This window comes from Croceitalea sp. MTPC5, from assembly GCF_036985505.1.
Taxonomy (GTDB): domain Bacteria; phylum Bacteroidota; class Bacteroidia; order Flavobacteriales; family Flavobacteriaceae; genus Croceitalea.
Window position 1 is genome coordinate 162,440 of sequence record NZ_BTGQ01000007.1, and the last position, 23,585, is coordinate 186,024.

The 23,585-nt window shown below is 34.6% G+C and carries 29 protein-coding genes; 14 read left to right on the forward strand and 15 right to left on the reverse strand.

Features of this window, described 5'->3' with window-relative positions:
* Positions 1-178: 178 nt before the first annotated feature.
* On the reverse strand, positions 179-1,009 hold the full coding sequence (locus tag AACM45_RS18930) for a GIN domain-containing protein (protein WP_339144633.1): 831 nt from the start codon (positions 1,007-1,009) through the stop codon (positions 179-181).
* A 334-nt stretch (positions 1,010-1,343) separates the two neighbouring features.
* On the opposite strand from AACM45_RS18930, the gene AACM45_RS18935 reads away from it, so the two are divergent.
* The 6 genes from AACM45_RS18935 to AACM45_RS18960 all read left to right on the forward strand — a co-directional run bounded on the left by AACM45_RS18935 (position 1,344) and on the right by AACM45_RS18960 (position 4,705).
* Positions 1,344-1,967 (forward strand): RNA polymerase sigma factor, encoded by a 624-nt coding sequence (locus tag AACM45_RS18935; protein ID WP_339144635.1) that lies wholly within the window; start codon positions 1,344-1,346, stop codon positions 1,965-1,967.
* Positions 1,967-2,143 carry a hypothetical protein gene (locus AACM45_RS18940; RefSeq protein WP_339144637.1) on the forward strand — a complete coding sequence of 59 codons (177 nt, stop codon included), beginning with the start codon at positions 1,967-1,969 and terminating at the stop codon, positions 2,141-2,143. The genes AACM45_RS18935 and AACM45_RS18940 overlap by 1 nt, the downstream gene beginning before the upstream one ends.
* A gap of 123 nt (positions 2,144-2,266) precedes the next feature.
* Positions 2,267-2,467, forward strand: coding sequence for a hypothetical protein (locus AACM45_RS18945; RefSeq protein ID WP_339144639.1), 201 nt, complete (start codon positions 2,267-2,269; stop codon positions 2,465-2,467).
* 20 nt (positions 2,468-2,487) lie between these two features.
* Positions 2,488-3,315, forward strand: coding sequence for a mechanosensitive ion channel family protein (locus tag AACM45_RS18950; protein ID WP_339144640.1), 828 nt, complete (start codon positions 2,488-2,490; stop codon positions 3,313-3,315).
* A gap of 119 nt (positions 3,316-3,434) precedes the next feature.
* On the forward strand, positions 3,435-3,863 hold the full coding sequence (locus tag AACM45_RS18955; RefSeq protein WP_339144641.1) for a TerB family tellurite resistance protein: 429 nt from the start codon (positions 3,435-3,437) through the stop codon (positions 3,861-3,863).
* A gap of 2 nt (positions 3,864-3,865) precedes the next feature.
* Positions 3,866-4,705, forward strand: coding sequence for a universal stress protein (locus AACM45_RS18960; protein WP_339144642.1), 840 nt, complete (start codon positions 3,866-3,868; stop codon positions 4,703-4,705).
* Between the two features lie 46 nt (positions 4,706-4,751).
* Here AACM45_RS18960 and AACM45_RS18965 read toward each other — a convergent pair whose 3' ends face one another.
* Genes AACM45_RS18965 through AACM45_RS19000 form a run of 8 tightly spaced genes read right to left on the reverse strand, consistent with a single transcriptional unit; the run spans position 4,752 to position 11,561 of the window.
* Entirely contained in the window at positions 4,752-5,567 is an 816-nt protein-coding gene (locus AACM45_RS18965) for a DUF4138 domain-containing protein (protein WP_339144644.1), read from the reverse strand.
* 11 nt (positions 5,568-5,578) lie between these two features.
* Positions 5,579-6,520: a conjugative transposon protein TraM gene (traM, locus tag AACM45_RS18970; protein ID WP_339144645.1), complete on the reverse strand. Its 942-nt coding sequence runs from the start codon at positions 6,518-6,520 to the stop codon at positions 5,579-5,581.
* Complete coding sequence (locus AACM45_RS18975) at positions 6,507-7,127, reverse strand: conjugal transfer protein TraK (RefSeq protein WP_339144647.1); 621 nt, start codon at positions 7,125-7,127, stop codon at positions 6,507-6,509. The genes traM and AACM45_RS18975 overlap by 14 nt, the downstream gene beginning before the upstream one ends.
* Positions 7,128-7,144: 17 nt before the next feature.
* Positions 7,145-7,984 carry a hypothetical protein gene (locus AACM45_RS18980; RefSeq protein ID WP_339144649.1) on the reverse strand — a complete coding sequence of 280 codons (840 nt, stop codon included), beginning with the start codon at positions 7,982-7,984 and terminating at the stop codon, positions 7,145-7,147.
* A 3-nt stretch (positions 7,985-7,987) separates the two neighbouring features.
* Entirely contained in the window at positions 7,988-8,557 is a 570-nt protein-coding gene (locus AACM45_RS18985) for a conjugal transfer protein (protein WP_339144651.1), read from the reverse strand.
* Positions 8,558-8,559: 2 nt separating this feature from the next.
* A complete protein-coding gene (locus tag AACM45_RS18990) occupies positions 8,560-10,968 on the reverse strand; it encodes a TraG family conjugative transposon ATPase (protein WP_339144653.1) in 2,409 nt (802 codons plus the stop codon).
* The gene (locus AACM45_RS18995; protein WP_339144654.1) at positions 10,955-11,239 is read right to left on the reverse strand and encodes a hypothetical protein; all 285 of its coding nucleotides are present in this window, start codon (positions 11,237-11,239) and stop codon (positions 10,955-10,957) included. The genes AACM45_RS18990 and AACM45_RS18995 overlap by 14 nt, the downstream gene beginning before the upstream one ends.
* Positions 11,240-11,273: 34 nt before the next feature.
* Complete coding sequence (locus tag AACM45_RS19000) at positions 11,274-11,561, reverse strand: hypothetical protein (protein ID WP_339144655.1); 288 nt, start codon at positions 11,559-11,561, stop codon at positions 11,274-11,276.
* Between the two features lie 201 nt (positions 11,562-11,762).
* Between AACM45_RS19000 and AACM45_RS19005 the strand changes: the two genes are divergently transcribed.
* The 6 genes from AACM45_RS19005 to AACM45_RS19030 all read left to right on the forward strand — a co-directional run bounded on the left by AACM45_RS19005 (position 11,763) and on the right by AACM45_RS19030 (position 16,630).
* A complete protein-coding gene (locus AACM45_RS19005) occupies positions 11,763-12,392 on the forward strand; it encodes an N-acetylmuramoyl-L-alanine amidase family protein (RefSeq protein ID WP_339144657.1) in 630 nt (209 codons plus the stop codon).
* Between the two features lie 143 nt (positions 12,393-12,535).
* Positions 12,536-12,970 carry a hypothetical protein gene (locus tag AACM45_RS19010; RefSeq protein ID WP_339144659.1) on the forward strand — a complete coding sequence of 145 codons (435 nt, stop codon included), beginning with the start codon at positions 12,536-12,538 and terminating at the stop codon, positions 12,968-12,970.
* 126 nt (positions 12,971-13,096) lie between these two features.
* The gene (locus AACM45_RS19015; protein ID WP_339144661.1) at positions 13,097-14,170 is read left to right on the forward strand and encodes an XRE family transcriptional regulator; all 1,074 of its coding nucleotides are present in this window, start codon (positions 13,097-13,099) and stop codon (positions 14,168-14,170) included.
* Positions 14,163-14,699 (forward strand): PIN domain-containing protein, encoded by a 537-nt coding sequence (locus tag AACM45_RS19020; RefSeq protein ID WP_339144663.1) that lies wholly within the window; start codon positions 14,163-14,165, stop codon positions 14,697-14,699. Before AACM45_RS19015 ends, AACM45_RS19020 begins: the two co-directional genes overlap by 8 nt.
* Positions 14,662-16,089 carry a B12-binding domain-containing radical SAM protein gene (locus tag AACM45_RS19025; protein ID WP_339144665.1) on the forward strand — a complete coding sequence of 476 codons (1,428 nt, stop codon included), beginning with the start codon at positions 14,662-14,664 and terminating at the stop codon, positions 16,087-16,089. The genes AACM45_RS19020 and AACM45_RS19025 overlap by 38 nt, the downstream gene beginning before the upstream one ends.
* Positions 16,019-16,630, forward strand: a complete 612-nt coding sequence (locus AACM45_RS19030; RefSeq protein WP_339144666.1) for a uracil-DNA glycosylase family protein — start codon at positions 16,019-16,021, stop codon at positions 16,628-16,630. The genes AACM45_RS19025 and AACM45_RS19030 overlap by 71 nt, the downstream gene beginning before the upstream one ends.
* Here AACM45_RS19030 and AACM45_RS19035 read toward each other — a convergent pair.
* The 6 genes from AACM45_RS19035 to AACM45_RS19060 all read right to left on the reverse strand — a co-directional run bounded on the left by AACM45_RS19035 (position 16,623) and on the right by AACM45_RS19060 (position 20,652).
* Complete coding sequence (locus tag AACM45_RS19035) at positions 16,623-16,823, reverse strand: hypothetical protein (protein ID WP_339144667.1); 201 nt, start codon at positions 16,821-16,823, stop codon at positions 16,623-16,625. The genes AACM45_RS19030 and AACM45_RS19035 overlap by 8 nt on opposite strands.
* A 20-nt stretch (positions 16,824-16,843) precedes the next feature.
* Positions 16,844-17,134 (reverse strand): ORF6N domain-containing protein, encoded by a 291-nt coding sequence (locus tag AACM45_RS19040; RefSeq protein WP_339144668.1) that lies wholly within the window; start codon positions 17,132-17,134, stop codon positions 16,844-16,846.
* A 2-nt stretch (positions 17,135-17,136) separates the two neighbouring features.
* Positions 17,137-18,252 (reverse strand): hypothetical protein, encoded by a 1,116-nt coding sequence (locus AACM45_RS19045; RefSeq protein ID WP_339144669.1) that lies wholly within the window; start codon positions 18,250-18,252, stop codon positions 17,137-17,139.
* Between the two features lie 3 nt (positions 18,253-18,255).
* Positions 18,256-18,537 carry a helix-turn-helix domain-containing protein gene (locus AACM45_RS19050; RefSeq protein WP_339144671.1) on the reverse strand — a complete coding sequence of 94 codons (282 nt, stop codon included), beginning with the start codon at positions 18,535-18,537 and terminating at the stop codon, positions 18,256-18,258.
* 181 nt (positions 18,538-18,718) lie between these two features.
* Complete coding sequence (locus tag AACM45_RS19055) at positions 18,719-19,168, reverse strand: exodeoxyribonuclease X C-terminal domain-containing protein (RefSeq protein ID WP_339144672.1); 450 nt, start codon at positions 19,166-19,168, stop codon at positions 18,719-18,721.
* A gap of 251 nt (positions 19,169-19,419) precedes the next feature.
* The gene (locus AACM45_RS19060) at positions 19,420-20,652 is read right to left on the reverse strand and encodes a site-specific integrase (RefSeq protein WP_339144673.1); all 1,233 of its coding nucleotides are present in this window, start codon (positions 20,650-20,652) and stop codon (positions 19,420-19,422) included.
* A 672-nt stretch (positions 20,653-21,324) separates the two neighbouring features.
* On the opposite strand from AACM45_RS19060, the gene hemN reads away from it, so the two are divergent.
* Positions 21,325-22,686, forward strand: coding sequence for an oxygen-independent coproporphyrinogen III oxidase (gene hemN / locus AACM45_RS19065; RefSeq protein WP_339144675.1), 1,362 nt, complete (start codon positions 21,325-21,327; stop codon positions 22,684-22,686).
* Positions 22,687-22,704: 18 nt separating this feature from the next.
* Positions 22,705-23,526, forward strand: a complete 822-nt coding sequence (locus AACM45_RS19070) for a universal stress protein (protein ID WP_339144677.1) — start codon at positions 22,705-22,707, stop codon at positions 23,524-23,526.
* Positions 23,527-23,585: the final 59 nt, after the last annotated feature.

Consider the following 23,585-nt stretch of genomic DNA (forward strand, 5'->3'; position numbering starts at 1 on the left):
ATTTAATCTTAAAATAACTGCCTCTGATAAGCTATTTTTCAGTTTCTTAGGTAATTATCAAAACACCATAAAATCTAGAAAAAGATTGAGCAAACTATTTCATAGAGAAGCATACAGAATGAAAAAAGCCTCCCATTTTGGAGGCTTTCCAATAATCATAAACTATTATGAATTATGCTTATTTCTTGATAATCTTAGATTTGTCAGTCAAACCTTTAATTTCCATTTTAGGGTCGCCGTACACATAGATTTTACTTTTACCTTGTGCATATAACTCTAGGTTCTTACTGGCATGTACATAAACATCTGAACTGTTAGAGGTGTACAAATCTACAGACGAAACTTTCATTTTACGAGAGTTCAAGTTTGATGAACCTTTTAGGTTAAAGGCAGCAAAATCTGCATCTCCCCTTAAATCCAATTGTGCGCTTTTCGTTAATGTAACTCTAGCTTTCTTCGCAATAACCGTGGCTTTTAAATCAGTTCTATCATTCATTACAATGGTAGTGTTTCTAGAATCTGCCTTTAACTTACCACCAGCGTTACGTTGAAGTGTTACCACAACATCATCTGCCTGCACATCTAAATCAATCTTACTAGAATTGTAAGCATTAATATACATTACGCTAGAGGACTTTAATTGCCCCTGTCCACTAACCTGCACATCGTTTTTCAAGATAAGGTGCTTAACCTCCTTAACGTTTAGGTTAATTTCCAGTTTCTTCTTGCTTACGATTTTATTTAAAGTATAAATCTTTAAAATACTATCTGTTACGTTAAATTGGATTATCTCTTGTAAATTCTGGTCGGTAGTAACCAAATACGAGTTTTGTCCTGTTTGGTTAATCACAACTTCTAACCCATCGTTTACCTCAATTGCATTAAAATCTGCATCTAGAACATTATTAACGGTCGTTACGTTTTTATCTCCTTTTATTTTTGGTTTTTTTTGACCAAAACTTACAGAGCTTACCAATACACATACTAACAATAAGGTTATTTTTTTCATTTTATTATTATTTAAATTATAGTCCTTGTTTATCTTTTTCGGACATTTCGGAAATTGAGACACTCGCTGTAATTTTGGGTCACTTTTTTTTGAAAAAAAATTTCTTCATTGCTAAAAAAAGAATAAAATAAGCTACTTAAACAATGATTTACAATTACTTATATCTGCTAATTTTTTATTTATTTTTTTGTTAAAATTATTTTCTTGTAAAATCATCCATCAAATTCAGGCGCAGATTTATCCTCTAGACATAAGACACTAATAGCAATACTTTTAAATTTTAACATTTATTTTTAACTTTGATTTTCCATAAAATCTTGAATGTTCCCCTTAGATGAGCTTGCTAAACAAGTTAATTTTAATTGTAGTCAATACTGCAAAAAGTACCATTGGTAAGCCCAAAAAACTTTCCGATTTAGAACTGGTGCAAGAAATTGTATCTACCAACAACACACTATTCTTTAGCAAACTTTATGACAGATATAGTAGGAAGGTTTACAATAAATGCTACAGCTTTTCTCGTAACGAAGAGGAAGCAAAAGACCTTACCCAAGAAGTATTTTTAAAACTGTATACAAAACTTAGCACGTTTCAGGGGAAGTCCAAATTTTCCACTTGGTTGTATTCCTTTACCTATAATTTTTGTGCCAATTATGTAAATAGAGACAAAGGCAGGAAAATGAGCGATGCGTCCGATACTTGGGATAATCACGATTATTACCTTTCTGAAATGGAAGATATTGAGGAAGATGATTTGTTTGAAATGAAAGCCGCAAAGTTGAAGAAAGCATTAGAGCAGATTTCACCAGAGGATAAAGCATTATTATTGCTCAAATATCAAGATGATATTTCAGTAAAAGATTTACAGAAAGTGTTGAAAATTGGGGAAAGTGCCGTAAAGATGAGATTAAAAAGAGCTAGAATTAGGGTTGTTGAAGAACACGATAAATTGAAATGATGAAAAAGAATCCGTTTAAAGAGATAATTAATGATAAAGATGTTCCTGAAGAGGTAAAAGAAGTGGTTATGAGCGAATTGAACTCAACGAATCTCTTGACAGATTTTGCAGACCTGTTTACGTTAAAATTCGGTTCTGTTTTTGAAGATTTAATCAAGAACAAAAAGAAAAAATAAGAATAGTCTTTCCATAATTTTTGCACTCTAAATCCTAAATGAGTGACCCGTTTTTAAACCCTGTGTCTCAATCTTCATCAAAAATTCGCTAGCATGTAAATTGCTTGCCTATATTTTAAAGGTATGAAGCAGAGAAACCCTTTTAAAACGTTGGGACATCCACCAAAGGAAGTTCCTAAGGACCTTAAAGAATCTGTCATGAGAGAAGTAGAAGCGCTAAAGCTGTTAACCGATATGACTTCACTTTTTACCAAGGGCTATGGCAATACCATGGGAAATATTTTATTTCAACCTAAAAATAGTAATGAACATAAAACTGAATAATAACCTTAATACATAATACAATGGACAAAATCACACAATGGTCTGACCTAACCGTAGCTTCTTTGAAAACAATGGGCGAGAAAACACTTTCTACCTTACCCAATATATTAGGTGCAATCGTAATTCTAATCGTAGGATGGATAATAACCAAAATAGCGGTCTACCTACTTAAAAAAGTACTAAAGTTAGCCCGTGTAGAAAAATTAACGGCTAAAATCAATGAGCAAAAAATCTTGGGCGATTCAAAAATCAAGTTCAATATTACCAATGTGGTGGTCGTTTTTGCAAAATGGATTTTGTTTTTGGCATTCCTTATTGCCGCTGCGGATGTAATGAATTGGGAAATATTATCGAGAGAGATAAGCAATCTTCTAGGGTACTTACCAAAATTATTAAGTGCAATTGCCATCTTTATGGTGGGTATGTACATCGCTAAGTTTGTTAGAACTGCAATTGATGGTTTTTATAATTCTTTTGACCTTGCCGGTGGTAAAATAATCAGTAACCTCGCATTTTATATTATCGCCATAATTATTTCAATTACAGCACTTAACCAGGCTGGAATAGACACAACAGTAATTACAAACAATGTAACCATAATACTTGGTGCATTTTTACTAGCCATTGCTATAGGCTTTGGTCTGGGGGCTAAAAAACTTATAGGTGATATTTTATTGACTTTCTACACTAGAAGAAATTATGAGGTTGGCGATAAAGTCAATATTGCAGGAAGAGAAGGAGTTGTAAAAGCCATTGACAACATCAGCATGATTCTAGAAAACGAAAAAGGCAAAATTATTATTCCTATTAAAGAAGTTTCCGAGTCGCAGGCAGAGGTTCTAAAATAATCAGAAAGTTGCTCTATCTAGGAAAAGTACATTACTTTTTATCATGGGTAAGATAGCTTATAAGTGACCCACATTTTGATTAAGGGTCTCAATACCATTAACTAAAAACTTTAATTATCATGTCAATATCAGATTTATACCAATCAGGCACGCAAAAAAACAATATTGCCCACTTTGCAGCTATTACAAACATTGCTGCCGTAGATGGCGAAGTAAATGAGCAAGAAAAAAAGCTCCTTTTCAATTTTGCCGATAAATTGAACATTAACGAAAATCAGTTTGCAGAAATCGTTAAAGACCCTTCTCGCTATAGCATCCCTTCTGTAAGCAGCAAGGAAGAACGATTACAACATATTTTTGACTTGTTTAAAATGATTTATGCAGACAATGAAATTGACGAGCAGGAAGAAAAACTAATCCTTAAATATGCTATAGGATTGGGATGTTCATCCGAACTAGCTAAAGACATAATTCAAAAGTCAAAAAAGATTTTTGAAGGTGGTTTGGATTTTGAGGACTACACCTATTTATTGGATAAAAAAGCATAACTATGAAACATATAATGCTTATTGCAAATGTAGATGGACAATCGCAACAGTTACTGCGGTACGTTAGTAAAATGTGTAAAGCATTGGACTTGCGGTTGCATATTTTACAGATTGATGAAACCAGAGAGCCTATATTTTTATCCTCACCTCATTATTACAATAAGGTAGGTATACTTTTTAGCAAAGAAAGAGAACAAAAAAGAAAAGACCTCGAAGCGTATGTTGCCAAAAACACGAATGATGTTATTGATTCGGATTGGGTTTCTGTAAAGATGGTGAGAGGGGTTGTAGATAAATCTTTGGAAGCATTCATCAATGAAGAAAAAATAGATTTAATCATTGCTAGTCAGGCAGTTTTTAAAATATCGGAGTTCAAGGAACAGAGTATTTTTAGACAAGTACTGTTGAATGTTTCAGAACTACCCACTTTGATAGTGCCCAACAACCATTCCTTTAAATCATTGCTCAATACTGCTTATTTGACCACTTTAAGAGGGGATGATTATGCCTACATAAAATGGATAAAGAATAACTTTTTGGAGACCGTAATCAAAGTATTACATTTTTCTGAAAATGAACCGTCCGTAGAGAATCGTAAGAAAATGAACTATATACTTTCTGAGTTGGGCGAAAATGCATTTACCTACGAAAACAGGAAAGAAGATATTGAAAATTTCGTAACCCGTGAGGCATCTACTGAAAATCCAGAATTCGACCTGATTGCTTTACGCACCAAGAAAAGAAATTTTTGGGAACGCCTTATGGACCCTAGTACGGCACTAAACATTATCCTAAGACTAGACACCCCTACACTACTGTTCAAGTATTCTGAAAATGACTAAGCGATTTTCTCCATAAAAAAAGCCTTTTCAACAAAGGCTTTTTTTGTTATCGCCAATTTAAGACGACCCCTCTAGTTGTTTCCTTTTCCTGTAAACGCACTTCCATTTTTTCATTTTCTGCAAGTGTAAATTTTGGCAAGACATACACAAATTGAACTTTGGTATTGGGAAAAATCCGTTCCGGTTCATTAAATATATAAACGGGCTGTAATGCCAACTCTTGATAGGATGCATTTCGTTTTTTGTTGCCATTCACTTTAAAAATGTGCAAATAATCAAAATCAAACCGTACTCTAGATTTATTGTTAATTTCAAATTGAAGGAATACATTATCACCTTGATATTTCAGGTTTTTTAGACTCAATATTACGTTACCGTTTTTCTTCCTAATATTCTCTTCTTGTGGCAGTTTTAATAATGCTTCACAGGCCCTGCGCAGCAGATCCTGTGAAGCATTGACGGAAATGCTGTCTTTCTGGGCTTCTTTTTGTGATTTTACCTCCTTTTTTAATACCCGTTTAGCATCTCCTATACTCTCATCCAAGGTTATAAACCGATTTGGATTTTCTATATGTTCCGCATATTGCAAGATGTAGGAATAAACCTTTCCATCTGTGGTAAGTACCAATAAATTGCTATGGTTACCCTTAACCGCCTTTAACAATCCTAGATTTTGTTCTTTCTCTCTATTGTAGGTAAAAACAAAATTTTCTGAACCTGTGATACCTTGTTTTATTTCTGATGGAAAAAACAGCGCCATTGTCATTTTTTCATTTGCATAAATGGTATCTAACTGCTTTTCTATATTGGCGTGAGCAGAGATTGCAAACCCCAAACTCAGCATTGTTATTATCTTTTTCATACTGCCTAAATTTAATTTCTCGTAGCTACTTTTAATCGTAATCGGTAGTGTTCGTATACCTTAACTTTTACTCTTCGGTTAGAGCGTCTAAAAACGTTTTTTAACCCCGTTACCTGCGGTACACCAGGCACGTTTATATCATCAATCACATCACCAAGTATTTGCTGTTTTAATTCTTCTCTAAAGCTATTTTCAACATAAACCCCTTCCAAATCATCGTGAATATCAAATGCCTTTAAGGTGATGGGGATGTTATCTATATTATCAATGGTCAATAACACTCGATTGGGTTTAAAACTTACAATGCCGAAAAGAAGTGTATTTCTTGGAATGAAATGACCATTGATGGTTACATCTTTTAAAGTGCGTATCTGTAATCGGTCATTTGTCTGTATGACTTGATTCTTATTAATGGCAACTTCAACAAAAGGAGTAGTTCCATCTTCTAAATTGGGTAATGGATTTGATGCAAAGAACAACTGCTGTTCAAGTGCCATTTCCTTTGTGCCAATTTCGGGTAACTTTAAAGTTGTTTCCTTAATGGGCAACTTCTTTTTTTTTGTAATACGCTGGATTGCACTATCGCCTAAAGAAGTAGATTTTTTGTATGTTCCTGTGGTATAATTGATTTTACTATTTCTGTAAATACTGTCTACCATTCGTATTTTTTTCTTTTCTAAGAGGTCTGGGTCAAATACTCCCGTAGAATCCAAATACTTTTCATCATAAATGCTTGGAGCATTGGTTTCCCTCACTTCTTTCAAATCGTCTACTGCATCCAACCTAGACGAATAATCTTCCTTGGCAGTCTCTAATACAGGTACTAAAGGTTGTTGCAATGTGTGTTGTTCAACTTCATCACCACCAAAAGCCATCACAGAATAAGCGATAATGAATATGACCACTGACCCGATGATGATTGCAAAGGTGATTTTTTTCTTATCTATTTTCATAATCAATCTTTTTCAATGTGTTTTCAAAATAATTCGTTATCAAAAGTCCGTGGGTATTCTTGGGAAAATGCCTGTTTTCTAAGTGAATCAGTGCACCCGTAGTTACCATTTCATAGGTGTCCGTCATTGTTCCCCTATTAATCTGAAAAACTGTCTTTGTTGAAAAGGCGTAAGGTTCTTTGGCAAGGTCTATTTCAGATTCTATGCTGATGACTTTTTGCACCAAAGAATATTGCATTAACCTATTGAATACGCCATCTGCTTTTTTCTGCCGATACACATTGTCTACCGAACTATCCCCAAGCCACAATGCTTTTTCGATATTGTTTTCAAAATTGGCAGGGTCTAAATCATAAAAATAATTGTGGAAAAGGCGCAAATGCTCTAATGCTTCTACCTCTAAATTTTCTTTTTGTTGCACCCATTGTAGAGGTATTACCTCGCCTTGATTGCCTATGGCAAAAGAGCCGTTTAGTGCCTTATCATACATTTTGTAGGACACAATGCTTGATACCAAGGTAGAAAGCATGGACATTGCCACCACCGCCAATACTATAAAGCGATTGTTTTTTAGGACTTCATAAATGTTTTTATATGGTGTTTTCATAGCTTTTATTTATGGGTTTATGTAAATAATTTAAAGGTGAACGAGGTTGCCCTTTTATAGAGTTTGAACTTTAAAAAGACAATAAACCCTATTGTGCCCATCTCTAGTAGAGGTGCAAAAAAGGTGCTTCCAAAATCAGTACCGAACAGGCTGCTCCAGTAGTTGGTAGTAAACTCGGTATACAAAGCATTAACGAATACGTTTACCAGAAAAAAGGCGGGCACTAGCATATATACTGCTGCATATAGCTTAAAAAAGGAATATGCCATAGACCTAAACTTTTCAAATACGGCAAGGCTTATTACCAGTGGAAAAAATGCTTGCATGATTCCCAACAAGAAAAAACGTTCCGCTAAAAACAAAGGATAGATAAAAAGGTCTATCAACCATAAAAAGACACCAAAGATGAACGCAAGCATCCTTAGTCCGAACAATGGAGTGCTTAACGCCTCGAACAGCAATGCCAAACCTTTACTAGCTGCTTCTACCGCACCAATATCTTCTTCAATCTCTACGTCTTGTAATTGCAATGGCAATAATGACGGGGCTGTGTCCCGATATTGGGTTTCTATGGCTACTAGAATGGTATCGAAAACCTCTAGCACCTGACTTGAAAATATAACCAGAATAACAATGATGAAATTCTTAATAAGTTCTGTTGGGGTAAGCCCCCAAGTATAGCCATCCCTATTTGCAACACCTTCATTATACTTTTTTAAGATGTTGATTAAAAAGAATAGGATGGCAAGGGCTTTCATCCCAACAATGGTATACTGTAGAAAATCACTATCCTTAATAGTTTGAAAGATAGCGTCTACATATTCCAATCCTCCTATTAATGGGATAACCAATTGCATAATCTAAAAATCTGTAGTTCTGTTATTAATCTTGTCCTGCATTTCTCTAAAAGAAATAATGTCATTGTACCGCTTGGTTTTACGCATTGCTTCATCTACCATAGCCTTAGAGCGTTTTTCACGTTCTTTTAATACTGTGGCACGTTCAGCATCTGTCATTTTCAAGCTATTACTGGTAAGGATTTGCTGTACAAAATCTAAGTCTTCAATGGAGTTTTCGATAATGACTTCAAAAGATTGCGATACTCTGGCAACCTCTTCTGCTTTGATGTATGGCGAGTTTAAAATGTTTCGCACATCACCTCTCACCACATCAAAAAGACGTTCGTTGTTTCGGGCAAGCTCCCGTACCGCTTTTAACTGCTTTACTACATTACTTACCTTTTCGATACGCTCTTTTTGCTGCTTCATAAACTCTACCGTTTTTATAATGTTTTTGGTTTGCTTACCTGCTTCAACGAGCGATTTTGCCAGTGAAATAAAATTGGTGTTGTCGTACACGGGCATACCCTGTGCAACTGCATTTTGCATTGTTCCGAGTGCCAAAAGGCACATAAAAATTAATGTTCTCATAACTATTGTGATTTTAAATGAATAAATTCTTTGATGGCGCTCTCCATCGAGCCCTTTTCTTTATAAATGCTCATAATGCGGTCATTGTCCGCTCCATCGGTGAGGTAAGCTGCAAAAACTTCAAGGGGCACTTCTAGTCTAAAAATGTTGCTCTCTTTCCCTATTTTTATAAAAATCTCAGTGTACTTACGCTTACCGGACAGATTGTTTTTAATGGATTTTAATTGGTTCAGGTCATGGCTAGAAAGGTTTAAGCGCTTTACCAATTCATCATACCCCTTTTCATTGTTCAAACTGTAAATAACCTGTGTGTTTTCAAGTATACTTGCCGAGGTAGAGTTGTTTGGCAATTGATTAATGGATTGTAAAATAATACCAATAGCCCCTTCTTGTTTTCGGATGGCTTGATAGTAGAATTCCACCGATTCCAAAACATTATCAAACTTTAATTGTTTGGCAAACTCATCAAATAGGATAATGCCTTTTTCTTTCTTGTTTTTCCAAATGGTGCGCTGTATTGCTGTTTTTATAAGTTTGAGCATTACAGACAGGATTTCCTTATTATCCTTTACCTCGTCCAACTCAAAAACTATGAGGCGTTTGTCCTCTATTTTATACGATTGGTCCTCAATGGTTTCAAATAAAAAGCTGTATAAACCATCTCTAACATACTCCGATAAAATATGCAAGAACCCTTCTACATTAAAGTAATCACTATGTATATGCAACTTGGTTAAAAGGTCTTCCCGCTGCGATTCCATGTAAGAATAGAAACTATCTAAAGAGTGCTTTTTTAAAGTGGTTTTGTAGTAGGCATTCAGAATCTTTTTTAGGGCTACGGATTGCTCTTTCTTAGGTTTTGTTCCTTCCCCAATCAATTCAAAAAGAAATACTGACAAATCCTCCAAACGCTCGGGAGTAATGTCCTTTGTATTGGATATGTAAAAAGGATTAATCCCCAAGTTCTTGCCACTTTCATAACGCAATACTGTGTACTGCTCAGGATATAGGCTAGCAAATTTTGTGTAAGACCCTCCCAAGTCTATAATCACCAAGCGAACGTCCATTTCAAAATACTGGCGCAGAATGTTGTTGGCTAAAAATGACTTACCCTCGCCTGTTGGTGCAAAAATGGCAAAGTTCCGTGCTTTGATTCGTTTCTTTTCCTCATCCCAAACATCCTTTAAAACTGGTATGTTATGCTCGCGGTCATTAAAAATGATACCATTCGAATCGGTTCTATAATTACTATTGTTCAAAAACAAGCATAATGCATGTTTTAGGTCGGTGACGTATAAATCTTCATTTGAAAAATTAGAAGAAAAACAGGGATAACTATTTATTATGTAATTTTTACGTTCTTCCCCTCTTGGATAGTAAGGTGTTATATCAAGCTCTTTGAATTCTGATTTTATTTGAGAGCCAATACGCTCCAATTGAGTGGCATCTTTATCCCAATAGATGATGTTGAGATGCCCTCTTATGATTCTAGCATTATCGTCATTGTTTATCTGACCGACAATATGTTCTATTTTCTTTAAAATGACCTTGTTCTGCGTTCCAAAATTTGAACTTTTCTTTAGCTCTTCAATTTTCTTATCCAGTAGCCTACGCCATTTTTGTTTATCGTCTAAATAGATGATTTGATTAACAATATGGTTTTCATTTAACGAAAGCCCCAAACCATCAATAAACCCTTGATGAAAAGCAAAATCATCCGAGGTAAACCGTTCATTGATTTTACTGGTTTGCACATTTTCACCAAAACAGGATTCGCTATTTACAGCCAACACATCAAGATGATGGTTGCCAATGGTCACTTTAGATTTTTCTAAAAGAATGTCTGTATCATATCCTTCATTAAAACCGTTAAAAAAGTTTTTGGAAAACCCATAAATCTCGTTGGGAGTCAACGGTGAGAATTTCACCTTTCTACTATTGTTGATATAGGTAACAGAATCGTTTACCGCACCTATAAAACTGTGAACCGTTTGGTTAAGTTCTTGATGTATACCCTTACTTACTTTTCTAAAGGGATTGACATATTTGGGGTTGTTCAACGCTTTGTTTCGCACTAGCGTTAAAAACAAGTAACTGGTATGTTCAATAAATTCCCTGCCTTTAAAGTGCTGGTGGGTTGCCTTCGCCAAAAAAGTATCATTGGGTAAATTTTCGGCTGTAAACCCCTTTTTAAGGTATACATCCTGTTTATGTATCATACACCCCACGGGCAGTGATTTTAATGCTTGAAACCACGTACCATGCATATCTTCAAAATCCTTTTCAGATAATGAGTAGATTTCAGGAAGTACGCCCTTGTAGCAGGCAATAACGTTGCCATTGTTGGCGAACAAGATGTTATCCTGCATATCTATAATAGGGTTGTATTTGGCTATATTAATAATCGACATGATGAAGTATGTTTTCTTTTTTATTGCTGATGATTTTTGGGAACACCTTGCTAAAATTGAATACCAAGGCTTTGCGAGCTATTTTGGTAAGTATGATGTACAATGCCCCGTTCCATACTAGGGCTGTTAAGATGACCAAAAGACCAAATGAAAAAATGATGATGAGCAATGATGCCAAAACGGAAAGCATCATCATTGCAAAGAGCGATATGGGAAGACCCCATATCATTGCCCCTTTGCGAATGTTCTTGTATACCTCGTACTTCTTCATTGAATTTGTTTTTTAATAAAGGCCACTTTAAGGCTTATACTACAATTCCAATGAGGTACGTAAAAATGCCAACAACGGCACCTGCAATAAGTACAAATACAAGCACTCTGGTAATACCCTTTTTAAGGTCTGCATTTTCACCAAAAAAATGCCCTGCATTAAATAAGAATCCGATTAGGAAAATTACTCCTAAAAGCAAGGGGAAAATTGACCTAATGGTATCGGAAACATCGTTGACAGAATCTTCAATACCTCCAATTTGTGCAAATGTGGGTAGGCTCATTAGAAGCATTGCCCACGTTAGATAAACCGCTTTTTTCATAACGCTTACGTTTTGTGGCTCTCTAAAAGGATTTAGAAAACCTGTTTGAAATAACTTTTTGCGAAATCTATAAGCGAATGAGCATAAAGGGATAAAAACTTAAAAAATTAACGGTATTTGACGTTAAATTTTAAAGGATGTCTATGTATTGAATGAAATCTTTAAAAATTGTGCAACAAATATTTAAAAAATAATATCGAGATGAAATTCTCAAAAACACTTTTACTACTGTGCTTTTTTACGGTGATTCAAACGGGAATATCACAAGAAAAAAAGGTGATTATCATTGATGCTGGACACGGTGGGAAAGATTATGGGGCTATTGGCATAAATAGTAGTAAAGAAAAAGACATCAATTTTTCCATTGCTAAAACTATGCTTTTATACAACCGCACTATTCTTGACAATAAATACGAGATTTACCTCAGCCGATACAAGGACACTTTAATTTCATTGAGTCATCGCACACGATTGGTAAAAGCGTTACAACCAGACCTATTTATCTCTATACACTGCAACCATGCCCCCAACAAAAATGCCACAGGAATCGAGATGTTTCTACATAATGGTACAAGTTTGAAACACGACCATCAAATACATGCCAAAGGTATTGCCAAAGAAATGATCACGGCGCTTACAGAGCAGTTAGGGTATAGAAGCCGAGGAATTAAAACAGCTAATTTTCAGGTACTAAGGCAAAGTATAGCTACTTGTCCCGCCATTTTAGTGGAACTTGGGTTTTTATCGAATATAGATGAAGCTACCTATTTGGAATCAAAAGAACATATGAACGCATTGGCATTGGTACTACTAATGTCCATAAAAATATAAGAAAATGAAAGATTTATTTGTTAGCCTATATTCCGTTTTAAAAGAAATTATAGTTACAGTTGGTAAAGAATTATGGTCGTTTATTAAACAAAAGTTTTCGTAAAAAACGACACCAGATATTATTAACTTAAAATAAAAAGAAGATGAAATTTAAGATTGAATCTAAGCCAAGTGCTTTACGACAATTAGACAACTTTAAACAATTAAAAACTGTTTTAAAACCCATTAAAGCTGATGAAAGTGGAAAGTTTTTGGATGCCTTAATGGAACATTGTATGCTCATAAATCGTGCAATTGGGAAAGATTATAGTTTGGCAGACCACACCCATATCGATATTAGTTGTGATGTGTACTTTAATATTCCATTGGTTTCTTCTGCCCAGGTTGGTAATGGGTCGAATGCGTGGTTACATGAATATCACAAAAACGAACACGGTACCATGTTCGAAAACAAAAAGGAGTTGGGTGAATATTTACAAGGCTTGGAGCGCATCCCAAGCACCATCATACCCATTAAGTTAGAATTGACCCAACGGATTGGGGATGCCAAAAGTAAGTTTGTTTTTGAGGTGCTTTGATGGTTACGGTCAAGTAACTGGAATACCTTTTTTATAGGTCTTGAATATGCTGTTTTTCAAATAATTAAAAATAAATGGTTGACAAGTTAATATTTTTTTATAAATTTGTCAACCAAAAGTAATTAAATGAAAACTGAGCAATTAGAAATATTTGGCACAAGATTAAAGTCCGCAAGGATGATTGCTGGACTTTCATTACGAGAATTATCTGAAAAAATTGATAATGAAGTAACCAAACAATCATTAAGCAAATACGAAAAGGGGTTGATGTTACCTACCCCAAAAGTCCTTCAAGCCCTATCTAAAGCACTAAATCAAAAAATTGATTTCTTTTTATTTAACTCATATACTGAGTTTAAAAGCATCTCCTATCGGAAAAAACAAGATTTACCCAAGAAAGAAGAAGAGTCAATTCTAGAAAAAGCACGGGCATACTACGAGAGCTATTCAGAAATAGAGGCTATACTAGGATTAAAAACTGAATTTGTAAATCCAGTTTCAAACATTACTATCAATAGTTATGATGATATAGAAAGGGCTGCCAATACCTTACGAAAAGAATGGGAGTTAGGATTGCAACCTATTAGCAACCTTATTGAAATGCTTGAATCAGTAGGTATTAAAGTTTATATAATTGAGCATAGTGATAAAATTGATGGTATTTCTATTGAAATAGAAAATGGTGGGCATTTGGTTGTTATTAACATTGCTAATAAGCCTTTAGAAAGAATCCGATTTACCATACTACACGAACTTGCCCATACTTTTTTAAAGTTTAGTGATGCCATTAAAAAATCCCCCAAGTTATTGGAAAAGCTGTGCCACTATTTTGCAAGTTGTCTACTTCTACCAAAAACTAAACTATTAGAAATGATTGGTGGAAAAAAGAGAAGCTATATAAAAATCATTGAACTGGAAACCATAAAAAATTATTTCGGTATATCAATTCGTGCCATAGTGTACAGGTTGAAACAAATTGGAATAATCACCGAGAATTATCACAAAAGATGGTCCATTTGGTTGAACAAGACCTACGGAGTCAAAGATGAACCAGGCAATTATATAGGAGTGGAAAAATCGTATAGGTTTATGCAGTTAATAAATAGGGCGTTATCTGAGGAATTGATTTCTATAAGTAAAGCAGGAACATTAACTGGTGAAAACATCAGTGATATTAAAAAAATGGAACCAATTGCCTAAGCATCCTCATCAAATATTAGTTAAGGATGCTTGTATCATCATAGACTTAATTGAGTTGAATCTTTTAAGAGGTTTTTTAACGCTCAATTATGATGTGATTACGACTAGCGCGGTAATTATTGAAATAACAGATTTAAACCAAAAAAATGAATTGGAAGAAAGTCTTAATTCAGGTAAAATTCTAGTGGATGACAATGGCTCTTTGATTGATATTATGGCACTTCAAGCAAAATATAGTGGATTAAGCTATGCAGATGCAAGTGTTTTGGAGGTTGCTTTAAGGAAGCAAGTAATGCTTATCACTGCGGACGGATTATTGAGAAAAGCTGCGGTAAATGAAAATAATACAGTTCACGGAACTTTATGGGTTATAGAAACACTGCATTACAATCGAATAATATCAGTTCAAACGGCAATCGGAAAAATAAAGGAACTGATGCAAATTAATAAGCGTATTTCTCCCGAAATATGTTTTACAGTAATAAAAAGAATTGAAGAAGAAGAAACCACATATCATATTAATAAATAGTCCGCTATTTAGATTTGAAAATCCGAACTATGATGAGGATTCTTTACCACCGTTAGGGTTAGGTTACATTGCCACATATCTTAACGAAAATGGCGTAGATGTAACCGTCAAAGATGCAATTGCAACACAAACACCATTAAATGAACTTATTGAATATATAGATAATGTGCAGCCCGATTTTATCGGTATAAACATTTTTACCACAAACTACGATTTGGTGAAAGAGCTGATAGAATCAATAGCTACCGACAGCCATATAATAATCGGTGGACTGTCTACTAAGGAATTGTATAAAGATATTTTCCAATGGAAAACTACCAATAAAATTGATGTGGTAACAGGTGATGGCGAGTATATAACCTTAGACATTATAAAGAATCAAGTTAAACAGTCACCTAACAAATTTTCAACTAATAGGAATCTTTATACTGTCGATACAAGCTCTGAATACTATGTGAAGAACCTTAACAGCTTAAAATTAGACAGGAAGTACTTTGTAAATGAACCAATAGAACATCCACTAGGGTTTAAAGAGGCAAACATTGTTACCAGTAGGGGATGTATTTTTAGTTGTGCATTTTGTGCGGCAGCTTATGGACAAAACAAAGAATTTGGAATACGGGAACGTTCAGTAGATTCAGTTCAAAATGAGCTTAGGGCTCTACAATCCTATAATCAAAACATTGACTCCGTAAGGGTGCTGGATGACCTTTTTTTAAAAACCAAAAGACACATAGAGTATGCCATTGATGTTTTTAAGCCGTTCAATTTTTCTTGGCGGTCCATGGCACACGTCCAAACCTTTAAAAATGTTTCGGTAGAGGATTTAATAAAATTAAAAGATAGTGGTTGTTCAGAGGTATTTATAGGTATTGAATCTGGGTCGCCAAAAATTTTGAAATCTATCAATAAGACTAGTAAGGTTGATGTTATTTTAAACAATCTTTCCAACGTTTTGATAGCAGGAATAGCCATAAAAGCATATTTTATCTTTGGTTTTCCCAATGAAACTGAAGAAGATATGGAGCACACCTATCAGCTTGCATACAAACTATCTGAAGTGGCTAAAAAAAATAACACTCATTTCAGAACTTCAGTTTTTCAATATCGACCTTATCACGGCACTACACTATATGAGGCATTATTGGATGAGGGACACAACCCACAAGAAGTAACCAATATTCTGCCCGATGATAAACTTTCTGGCGTGGTTAAAAGGCTTCAATACAATTTTCACAGTGGTAATTATTCAAAAGTTGGATTGGAAATTTTACATTCCTATATTTGCAAAACAACCAATCTTAACTCCACTGCATTATTTGAAAGCCTGCAAAACAATAATAAATCCAAAAAAATCAAGTCATTGCAGGTCTTGCGGACTCTACATTAATCAATTCCCTTTAAGTGACAATAAAAAACAAGCAGATATTTTTTGGGTAGGACTTTCAGCTGTACAAATTGATGATAATGATGAGCAAAAAATCCCGTTATCTCCTTCAACAAAATCGGGTAAACTAATTCATGATGTTGAATTAGCCTCTAATATGAATATTTCTTTTTTCAAGACAAATCTTGTTAAATGCCTCCCTCTCAATGAAAAGAAGATAAGGTATCCTGAACGGGTTGAGATGAATAAGTGCTACCCAAATCTTGAAATTGAAATAGACACCTATAAACCAAAAATTGTTTTTTTATTAGGAAGATTAGTGGCAGAGTTTACTTTAAAAAAATATGGTCTAAAATTAGGTGGTCTAGGTTCTGACTTTTCATACAAGGAATATAAAGTAGGAGAAACTACTTTTGTTCCAGTTCATCATCCATCATATATGCTCGTATACAAGAGAAAACATATTGATAAGTATATTGCGGGAATTCAAGAAGTAATTTCGTCCAATTTACTGTGTGAAGTTGGTTTGGATAGAGCTATTTAAACCCAATCTGTTTTCGTTGCTTCTGGTTCGTTTCAACTTTATCTTTTTGAAGTAGAAAATTAATAGCCTCAAAAACATCTTTAAACTGTTTGTTGTACTTGGCTTCCAGTTCTTGAAGTTTTTGGGTCAACTCTGCATGTGACAGTGCGTATTTTCTAAGGAACACAAAAGCACGTACAATCTGAATGTTCACTTCAATAGCTTTAGGGCTTCTTAGTACGCTAGCCAACATCGCGATACCTTGTTCGGTAAAAGCGAACGGACTGTATTTACTGAATTTCCCACGACCATCTTTTCTAAGGTCGCAAATTGCGTCCTTAAAGTTTTATATTCTTCACTGGTCAATTCAAACATAAAGTCTAATGGAAAACGGTCTATATTTCGCCTTACAGCTTCCTTTAGCCGCTTGGTTTCTGTGCCGTATAATTCTGCTAGGTCAAAATCTAGCAATACTTTTTGTCCTCTTATTTCATAAATCCTATTTTGTATCGATTGTAATTCCATAGCTAGCTTATTTTAAGTTGAGACCATATTAAAGGATGCTCACTGGCAATATGTAATTCGTTTTTAATGCTTTTAAGCATTTCCCATTGCGGTTGTTTCTTATACCAAATACCCTTTCTAATCAATCCGCTATTTTTTACGGCTTTGTATAGTTCGGTAGAGAGCATCAAGTAATCACGTTGTTTAATGTTAACACCCATTTTGTAAGCGCCCAATCGGAAATATTTAGAATCTTTTCCTTTATCCAAATCCACTTCAAATGTGTTATGCTTTGATACGTCTTTTAAATCTGTTTCTTCCGTCAAGGGGGATAACAATTTGCTGTACGATGGTGTGTTCAACGTGCCGACCACAGCAACTAAATCATCAGAAGTATCTATGGTTTGGTAAATCTGTGCAATTCTTTTAGATTGTATTTCAATTTTAGCGTTAGACTGCACCGGGTTTGCGGTATCATCTAAAAAACAGGTCGATAAAACAGTTACAATAGTTCCACTAGGCGTACTTATTTTGTACTCCTGTAAATCCATATCAAAAATGGGATTACCGTTCTCATCAAAATCGTTAACATGAGATTTCATTGATATTACCCGATATCCTTTCTTTGTCAAAACACCGATTCCCCTTCCGTATACGTCATTGGTTTCTAAATATAGAATGTGGGTGTATGCCTCAGATAAGAAATGTTTGTTGAACTCCAACAAAGATGCTCTGTCTTCTACTTCAATCAAAATCAAAACATCTGGTGAAGCCTCTTTAATAACTTTTGCCTTGTTATTGATTGCCGTATCATCAATGGGCTTAGAATTTAGTTTAACCCAACCATTCCAATCTGTCAAATGAGTCGCTTTGTATTCTCTTGCAGCGATATTTTTCTTTAGAAATAGTTGTCCTCTTTTATGCGACATTGTGAGGTAAGGACTGTTTTGTGAATCTTCAAAACCTAATAGTTGAGATAGGGCACGCATCCGATTAAATTCCTTGGTTGTACGTATACCTTGAAGCATTAATGCTTCAAACTCTTCCACCCATAACGCTTCGTTTTCTTCCCTGTATTTTTTAACTAAAACCCTATCCCTATAAAAGATGTTCTGGATATTGTATGTTGCAATTTTCATAGCTCAATCGTTTAAAAAGAAGTTCTTGTTTTTAAGTAAAATCTCGTTGATTTCTTCCTCGTCGTAATAAATGATACCTCCTAGTTTGGTATAGGGTATAGTTTCGTTTATCCTAAAGTTCTGTAGTGTGCCTGGGCTAATTCCAAGTTTCGCCATTACAATGTTGGATTTTACCCACCGGTCTATGGTAATCCTATTGTATTGCAGTAACATCTCTTTGATTTCTTCAAGCAAATTTTTTCTGAATTCTTCTAAATCTTCGGTAGTTAATATACTTGCTGGCATAACTATTCTTTTTATAGAATTTTACAAAACACCTATTTTGCTGCAATTCCCAATGTTTGACATTCTTTGTACAAACTTGAATAGTTTTGGCAAATAAAAATCAGTAGTTCAACCCCAGTCGGGTTGAATTTTAACATAATTGGGGGTAAATTTTAGAAGTAAATAAGGATTCCGTAAAGAACTAAACAAAAAAATCTGGGTCTGTCAAAGTCATTATGTATTCATATTCTTCATCATAGTCGGATAGCCAATCTTGATTTGAAAGCCAGATAATATACTGTTGGTCCTTTTCCCAAATACCGTCAATGGTTTTGCCTCTGTACTTGCCAAAAGTGAATTGTAATGGAGAGTTTACGTCAAGGTTTTCGTTACCCTTTTTAAAGGTCGGTCTATTTGGAAATAGCTTGTAATAGAAAGTCAATAAATCCTCTTCCTTACAGCGATAATACAACCATTTTTCTTTATAGCCTTTATGTTGCCTTCGGCGTTCCAAAAACTTGACTCTTTCTACATTGGATAAATTTTTTGGACGGCGGTTTGAACCATAGTATCTCTTCTTGCTTTTGGTTCGAAATAAAGCCCCAAATACAATTTCAAAGATTTTTAGGAAGAATACTAAAATTACGTTCATTACACAATTCGCTCATTTTTCAGCAAATAAATAGTAAGCAAAAACCATACTAAAACCTAAAGAAATAATGGAAAAGCTGTTTTGTAGAAACTAAAAACTGTTACAGTACTTGAATTTTCCTGCAACAGTTTTTCGTGATTTAACTTTCATTTGTCAAAATAACTTAGGGGTAGCTGATGCAAATTTGCTCAAATGGGGTTTAACACTAAATTCGATTCGATTTTCAACTTTCCTCAATGAATAAGCCAATTTTATGCACTTATTTGATTGCGATTCAATGTGTCCTGTAAACTATTCATATCATCACGTAGTTTCCTTTCAACTACATTGGCATAAATCTGCGTAGTAGACAATTTAGCATGCCCTAACAATTTTGAGACTGTGGCAATGGGTACCCCGTTAGAAAGTGTTACTGTTGTTGCAAACGTATGACGCGCAATGTGGCATGTTACTTTTATATCTATTTCACATTTTGTGGCAATGACTTTTAAATATTCGTTCATTTTTTGATTGGAACATACTGGCAATAAACGAATAGAATCCTCAAAGTTTTCATACTTTTTCAAGATTGTTCTTGCCTTGTCTAATAGTGGTATTTTAACAGGTTCATCGCTTTTTTCTCTTGAAAATGATAGCCATAACATACCATCAATCCCCATCACAATATTATCCTTGGTTAGCAATTTTACATCTATATAAGATAGCCCTGTATAACAACAAAATACAAACACGTCACGCACTCTGTTTAATTTTGCGCCGTCCAAATCCTCAGTTTCAAAACGTTCCAGTTGTTGTGCAGTTAAAAAACCATTCTTAAACTTAGTATAGGATAACTCATATTTTTCAAAAGGATGCTTAGTAATCCATCCCAATTTTTCAGCAAATCCCATGAGCTTATTTAGTCGCTCAATATGCTTCATTATCCCATTATTCTTTAAGGGCTGCGATTTACATAAATGATTATTGGGGTCTTGTAGAAACAATTCAAAATCCACCACGAAGCTGTATTGGATATGTTCCAAGGGCAAATCTGTTGCCTTGTATTGTTTTTTGATAAAAGCTAATAAGTACGCTTCGGTAGTTGAATAGTTCTTTAATGTTCCTTTGGCAAGTTTGACTTTATTTTTATCAAAATGATACTTTGATAAGCCCAACAAAGTTTCGTTACTATGGTCAGTACCTTGATACCTTGCTTTTACAGCGAGGGCGGTTATGAACCGACCTTCTCTCTCCAATTCTCTATAAGAGTCTTTTATGTCTACTTTGATAGAATCAAGCTCGTCGTTTAAATTTCTAGCTTTGGAACTTCTCCCGATAGCCCTTCCCGTTTTGCTGTCCCATTCTTCGGGAGGATAAAATAAATCTGTACTGAATTCCGTTCGCTTTCCACTTACTGTTATACGCACATAAATGGGAGCCTCATTGTTTTTTATTCTGGCTTTTACCAACCGAAATAAAATCTTGAAAGTTTTTGAAGTTTGCATCTCCTTTTGCTTTAGGTTAAACATCCTAACACAAAAGTTAAATCACGTTGAAAGCACTGCTTTCATTAGAAAAGATAAGAAAAAAAAGAAGAATGAATCGTTCCCGTTCTGTTCCCGAATAGTTCCCGATTTATTTGATTTTAAAACTAACTAAATGAAATCAAAATTTATTAAAACCTTGTATTTCATTTAGTTAGCAGTCAAATAAAATCATTTAAAATGATTTTGTCGGGGTGGCAGTCCTAAAATAAGGAATATACCACTCTAATTTTCAATATTTTACCTTGCTAATTTAAAGCTGTACACCGTATTGCAATTTTAAAATCAAATTAACACAAAAGATGTAGTTCTATATTAATTACAATTTAAGAAATTAATCTTCTAAAGTCAAAACTTATTAATAGGGTTGTATACAAATTGATTTTTTAATATTTTTTTGAAATTTTGGATAGATAGAAGTTAATTTATGTTTGCTCTCATACGAATATCTTAAAAGCTAATAAGTAGCATTCAAAACCAAAATCAAAGACTCTATTCATTAAAAAAATAATTACACAGCTGTTAGTTTTTTGTTTCATAGCTGTAACATTTAAAAAAATATATTTATTACCTGATGAAAGTCATATTTTTAAAAGTAGGCTAGGACTAGTTTTGTACTAAACTTTTAGAACTATGTGCAGACTCGTCCAAAAATACAATATTCCAGGCCCACGTTATACGAGTTATCCCACGGTTCCCTATTGGAACATCGAGACTTTTTCTGGTAAGAAATGGGAGGCTACTTTAAAGAAAAGCTTTAAAGAAAATAATGCTAAAGAAGGTATTAGTCTATATATACATTTACCTTTTTGTGAGAGTATGTGTACGTTTTGTGGCTGCCATAAACGTATCACTAAAAGGCATGATGTAGAGAGACCCTATATTAATTCGGTTTTAAAAGAATGGCAACTGTACTGCAATTTATTTTCAGAGCAACCTATTATTAAAGAATTACATTTAGGAGGTGGAACACCAACATTCTTTTCGTCAGAAAATCTAAAAACGCTTATCAAAGGAATCTTCAAAAGGGCAGAAAAAGCTAAGGATTACGAATTTAGTTTTGAAGGTCATCCTAATAACACTACTCGTGAACATTTACAAGCCTTATTTGATGTTGGTTTTAGACGCGTTAGTTATGGAGTACAGGACTATAACAAAACTGTTCAGAATGCAATCCACAGAGTACAATCTTTTGAAAGTGTGAAGAATGTAACGGAATGGGCTCGTGCTATAGGCTATACCTCTATTGGTCATGACATTATCTTTGGCTTACCACACCAAAAATTGGAGCATGTTGTAGATACCATCGCAAAGACGAAAGTTTTAAAACCAGACCGGTTGGCATTTTACAGTTACGCCCACGTTCCATGGCTAAAAGGAAATGGACAACGTGGCTATAAGGATGCCGATTTACCTACTGCAAATGAGAAGCGTCACCAGTATGAGACAGGTAAGAAACTGTTGGCACAAGTTGGCTATACCGAAATTGGGATGGACCACTTTGCTCTAAAAAATGATAGCTTATATAAATCGATGGAAGCTGAAAAACTACATCGGAATTTTATGGGGTATACGACATCAAAAACACAGTTGATGGTTGGGCTTGGTGCTTCTAGTATAAGTGATAGTTGGTACAGTTTCGCACAAAACGTAAAAAGTATAGAAGAGTATACGCATTTAGTAGCGAACGGTATCATTCCCATTTATAGAGGTCATATTTTAACAAAAGAAGATATTGTTATTAGGAAGCACATTTTGAATTTGATGTGCCATATGGAAACTTCTTGGCAAGAACCTGATACTAATTTTAAAGAATTGCCCCAAGTGTTGGAGAAGCTGGAGCCCATGCAGAATGATGGTCTTATTTCCATTCTTCAAAATAAGCTTGAAGTGACTAAAAATGGAAGACCATATATTAGGAATGTCTGTATGGCTTTTGACCGTAGATTACATCGTAAAATACCAGAAACCCGTTTGTTCTCAATGACAGTTTAATCTATAAATTAAAAAAAGATGAAAAGTATTATAGTGCCTGTAGATTTTTCTAAGCAATCCGAAGCTGCCCTAAAAGTGGCTGCAAAAATTGCATCAAAACATGATGCGGAACTATACGTACTACATATGTTGGAACTTTCGCCCGTTATTATGTCAGATACAGGTTATGTTTCCCAAGAGCATATTGTCCACCTTATTAAAACTGGAGAAAAACGTTTTGTAAATTTTCTGGACAAGCCTTACTTGAAAGATGTAAAAGTGTTTCCTGTTATAAAGCACTATAAGGTATTCAGTGAAGTTAATGAAATAGCAGAAAAACACGAGGCAGGTTTAGTGGTTATGGGCTCCCATGGCACAGATGGGCTAAAAGAAATTTTTATTGGTTCAAATACAGAAAGAGTTGTTCGTAACTCAGATGTCCCCGTTCTTGTTGTTAAAGGAGAGGTGACCAATTTTAAACATGAACGGATGGTATTCGCCAGTGATTTTAAGAAGGAGAGTATTAGCGCAATATTGGATGCAATGAATTTTGCAAGATTACTTGGAATGGAGCTTAAATTGGTATATATCAATACACCGGCAGATGCTATTTTAAGCAATAAAGATGCTTATAGAAAAATTTCCAATACGCTAGATAAGGCAAAACTTGGACTAGAAGTGGATATTTATAATGATTATTCTGTGGAGAAAGGGATATTTAATTATGCAGAATCTGTTAATGCAGATATTATTGGAATCCCAACACACGGTCGCAAAGGGTTATCACACTTTTTTATGGGGAGCATAGGGGAAGATGTTGCCAATCATTCTAAAATTCCAGTGGTAACATTTAAGATTTAACCATAAACATATTTTTGTTAGTTTTTAAAGGGGGGAGTTCGGAGGAACTTCCTCTTTTT

Bases quoted from the DNA above. Each gene is read 5' to 3' on its own strand.
- hemN (WP_339144675.1), top strand. From the start codon at position 21,325: ATGTGCAGACTCGTCCAAAAATACAATATTCCAGGCCCACGTTATACG.
- AACM45_RS19040 (WP_339144668.1), bottom strand. From the start codon at position 17,134: ATGGAATTACAATCGATACAAAATAGGATTTATGAAATAAGAGGACAA.
- AACM45_RS19070 (WP_339144677.1), top strand. From the start codon at position 22,705: ATGAAAAGTATTATAGTGCCTGTAGATTTTTCTAAGCAATCCGAAGCT.
- AACM45_RS18960 (WP_339144642.1), top strand. From the start codon at position 3,866: ATGAAACATATAATGCTTATTGCAAATGTAGATGGACAATCGCAACAG.
- traM (WP_339144645.1), bottom strand. From the start codon at position 6,520: ATGAAAATAGATAAGAAAAAAATCACCTTTGCAATCATCATCGGGTCA.
- AACM45_RS18965 (WP_339144644.1), bottom strand. From the start codon at position 5,567: ATGAAAAAGATAATAACAATGCTGAGTTTGGGGTTTGCAATCTCTGCT.
- AACM45_RS19045 (WP_339144669.1), bottom strand. From the start codon at position 18,252: ATGAAAATTGCAACATACAATATCCAGAACATCTTTTATAGGGATAGG.
- AACM45_RS18950 (WP_339144640.1), top strand. From the start codon at position 2,488: ATGGACAAAATCACACAATGGTCTGACCTAACCGTAGCTTCTTTGAAA.
- AACM45_RS18930 (WP_339144633.1), bottom strand. From the start codon at position 1,009: ATGAAAAAAATAACCTTATTGTTAGTATGTGTATTGGTAAGCTCTGTA.
- AACM45_RS18935 (WP_339144635.1), top strand. From the start codon at position 1,344: ATGAGCTTGCTAAACAAGTTAATTTTAATTGTAGTCAATACTGCAAAA.
- AACM45_RS18955 (WP_339144641.1), top strand. From the start codon at position 3,435: ATGTCAATATCAGATTTATACCAATCAGGCACGCAAAAAAACAATATT.
- AACM45_RS19060 (WP_339144673.1), bottom strand. From the start codon at position 20,652: ATGCAAACTTCAAAAACTTTCAAGATTTTATTTCGGTTGGTAAAAGCC.
- AACM45_RS19000 (WP_339144655.1), bottom strand. From the start codon at position 11,561: ATGAAAAAAGCGGTTTATCTAACGTGGGCAATGCTTCTAATGAGCCTA.
- AACM45_RS18940 (WP_339144637.1), top strand. From the start codon at position 1,967: ATGAAAAAGAATCCGTTTAAAGAGATAATTAATGATAAAGATGTTCCT.
- AACM45_RS18995 (WP_339144654.1), bottom strand. From the start codon at position 11,239: ATGAAGAAGTACGAGGTATACAAGAACATTCGCAAAGGGGCAATGATA.
- AACM45_RS18975 (WP_339144647.1), bottom strand. From the start codon at position 7,127: ATGAAAACACCATATAAAAACATTTATGAAGTCCTAAAAAACAATCGC.
- AACM45_RS18990 (WP_339144653.1), bottom strand. From the start codon at position 10,968: ATGTCGATTATTAATATAGCCAAATACAACCCTATTATAGATATGCAG.
- AACM45_RS19015 (WP_339144661.1), top strand. From the start codon at position 13,097: ATGAAAACTGAGCAATTAGAAATATTTGGCACAAGATTAAAGTCCGCA.
- AACM45_RS18980 (WP_339144649.1), bottom strand. From the start codon at position 7,984: ATGCAATTGGTTATCCCATTAATAGGAGGATTGGAATATGTAGACGCT.
- AACM45_RS19005 (WP_339144657.1), top strand. From the start codon at position 11,763: ATGAAATTCTCAAAAACACTTTTACTACTGTGCTTTTTTACGGTGATT.
- AACM45_RS19050 (WP_339144671.1), bottom strand. From the start codon at position 18,537: ATGCCAGCAAGTATATTAACTACCGAAGATTTAGAAGAATTCAGAAAA.
- AACM45_RS18945 (WP_339144639.1), top strand. From the start codon at position 2,267: ATGAAGCAGAGAAACCCTTTTAAAACGTTGGGACATCCACCAAAGGAA.
- AACM45_RS19055 (WP_339144672.1), bottom strand. From the start codon at position 19,168: ATGAACGTAATTTTAGTATTCTTCCTAAAAATCTTTGAAATTGTATTT.
- AACM45_RS19010 (WP_339144659.1), top strand. From the start codon at position 12,536: ATGAAATTTAAGATTGAATCTAAGCCAAGTGCTTTACGACAATTAGAC.
- AACM45_RS18985 (WP_339144651.1), bottom strand. From the start codon at position 8,557: ATGAGAACATTAATTTTTATGTGCCTTTTGGCACTCGGAACAATGCAA.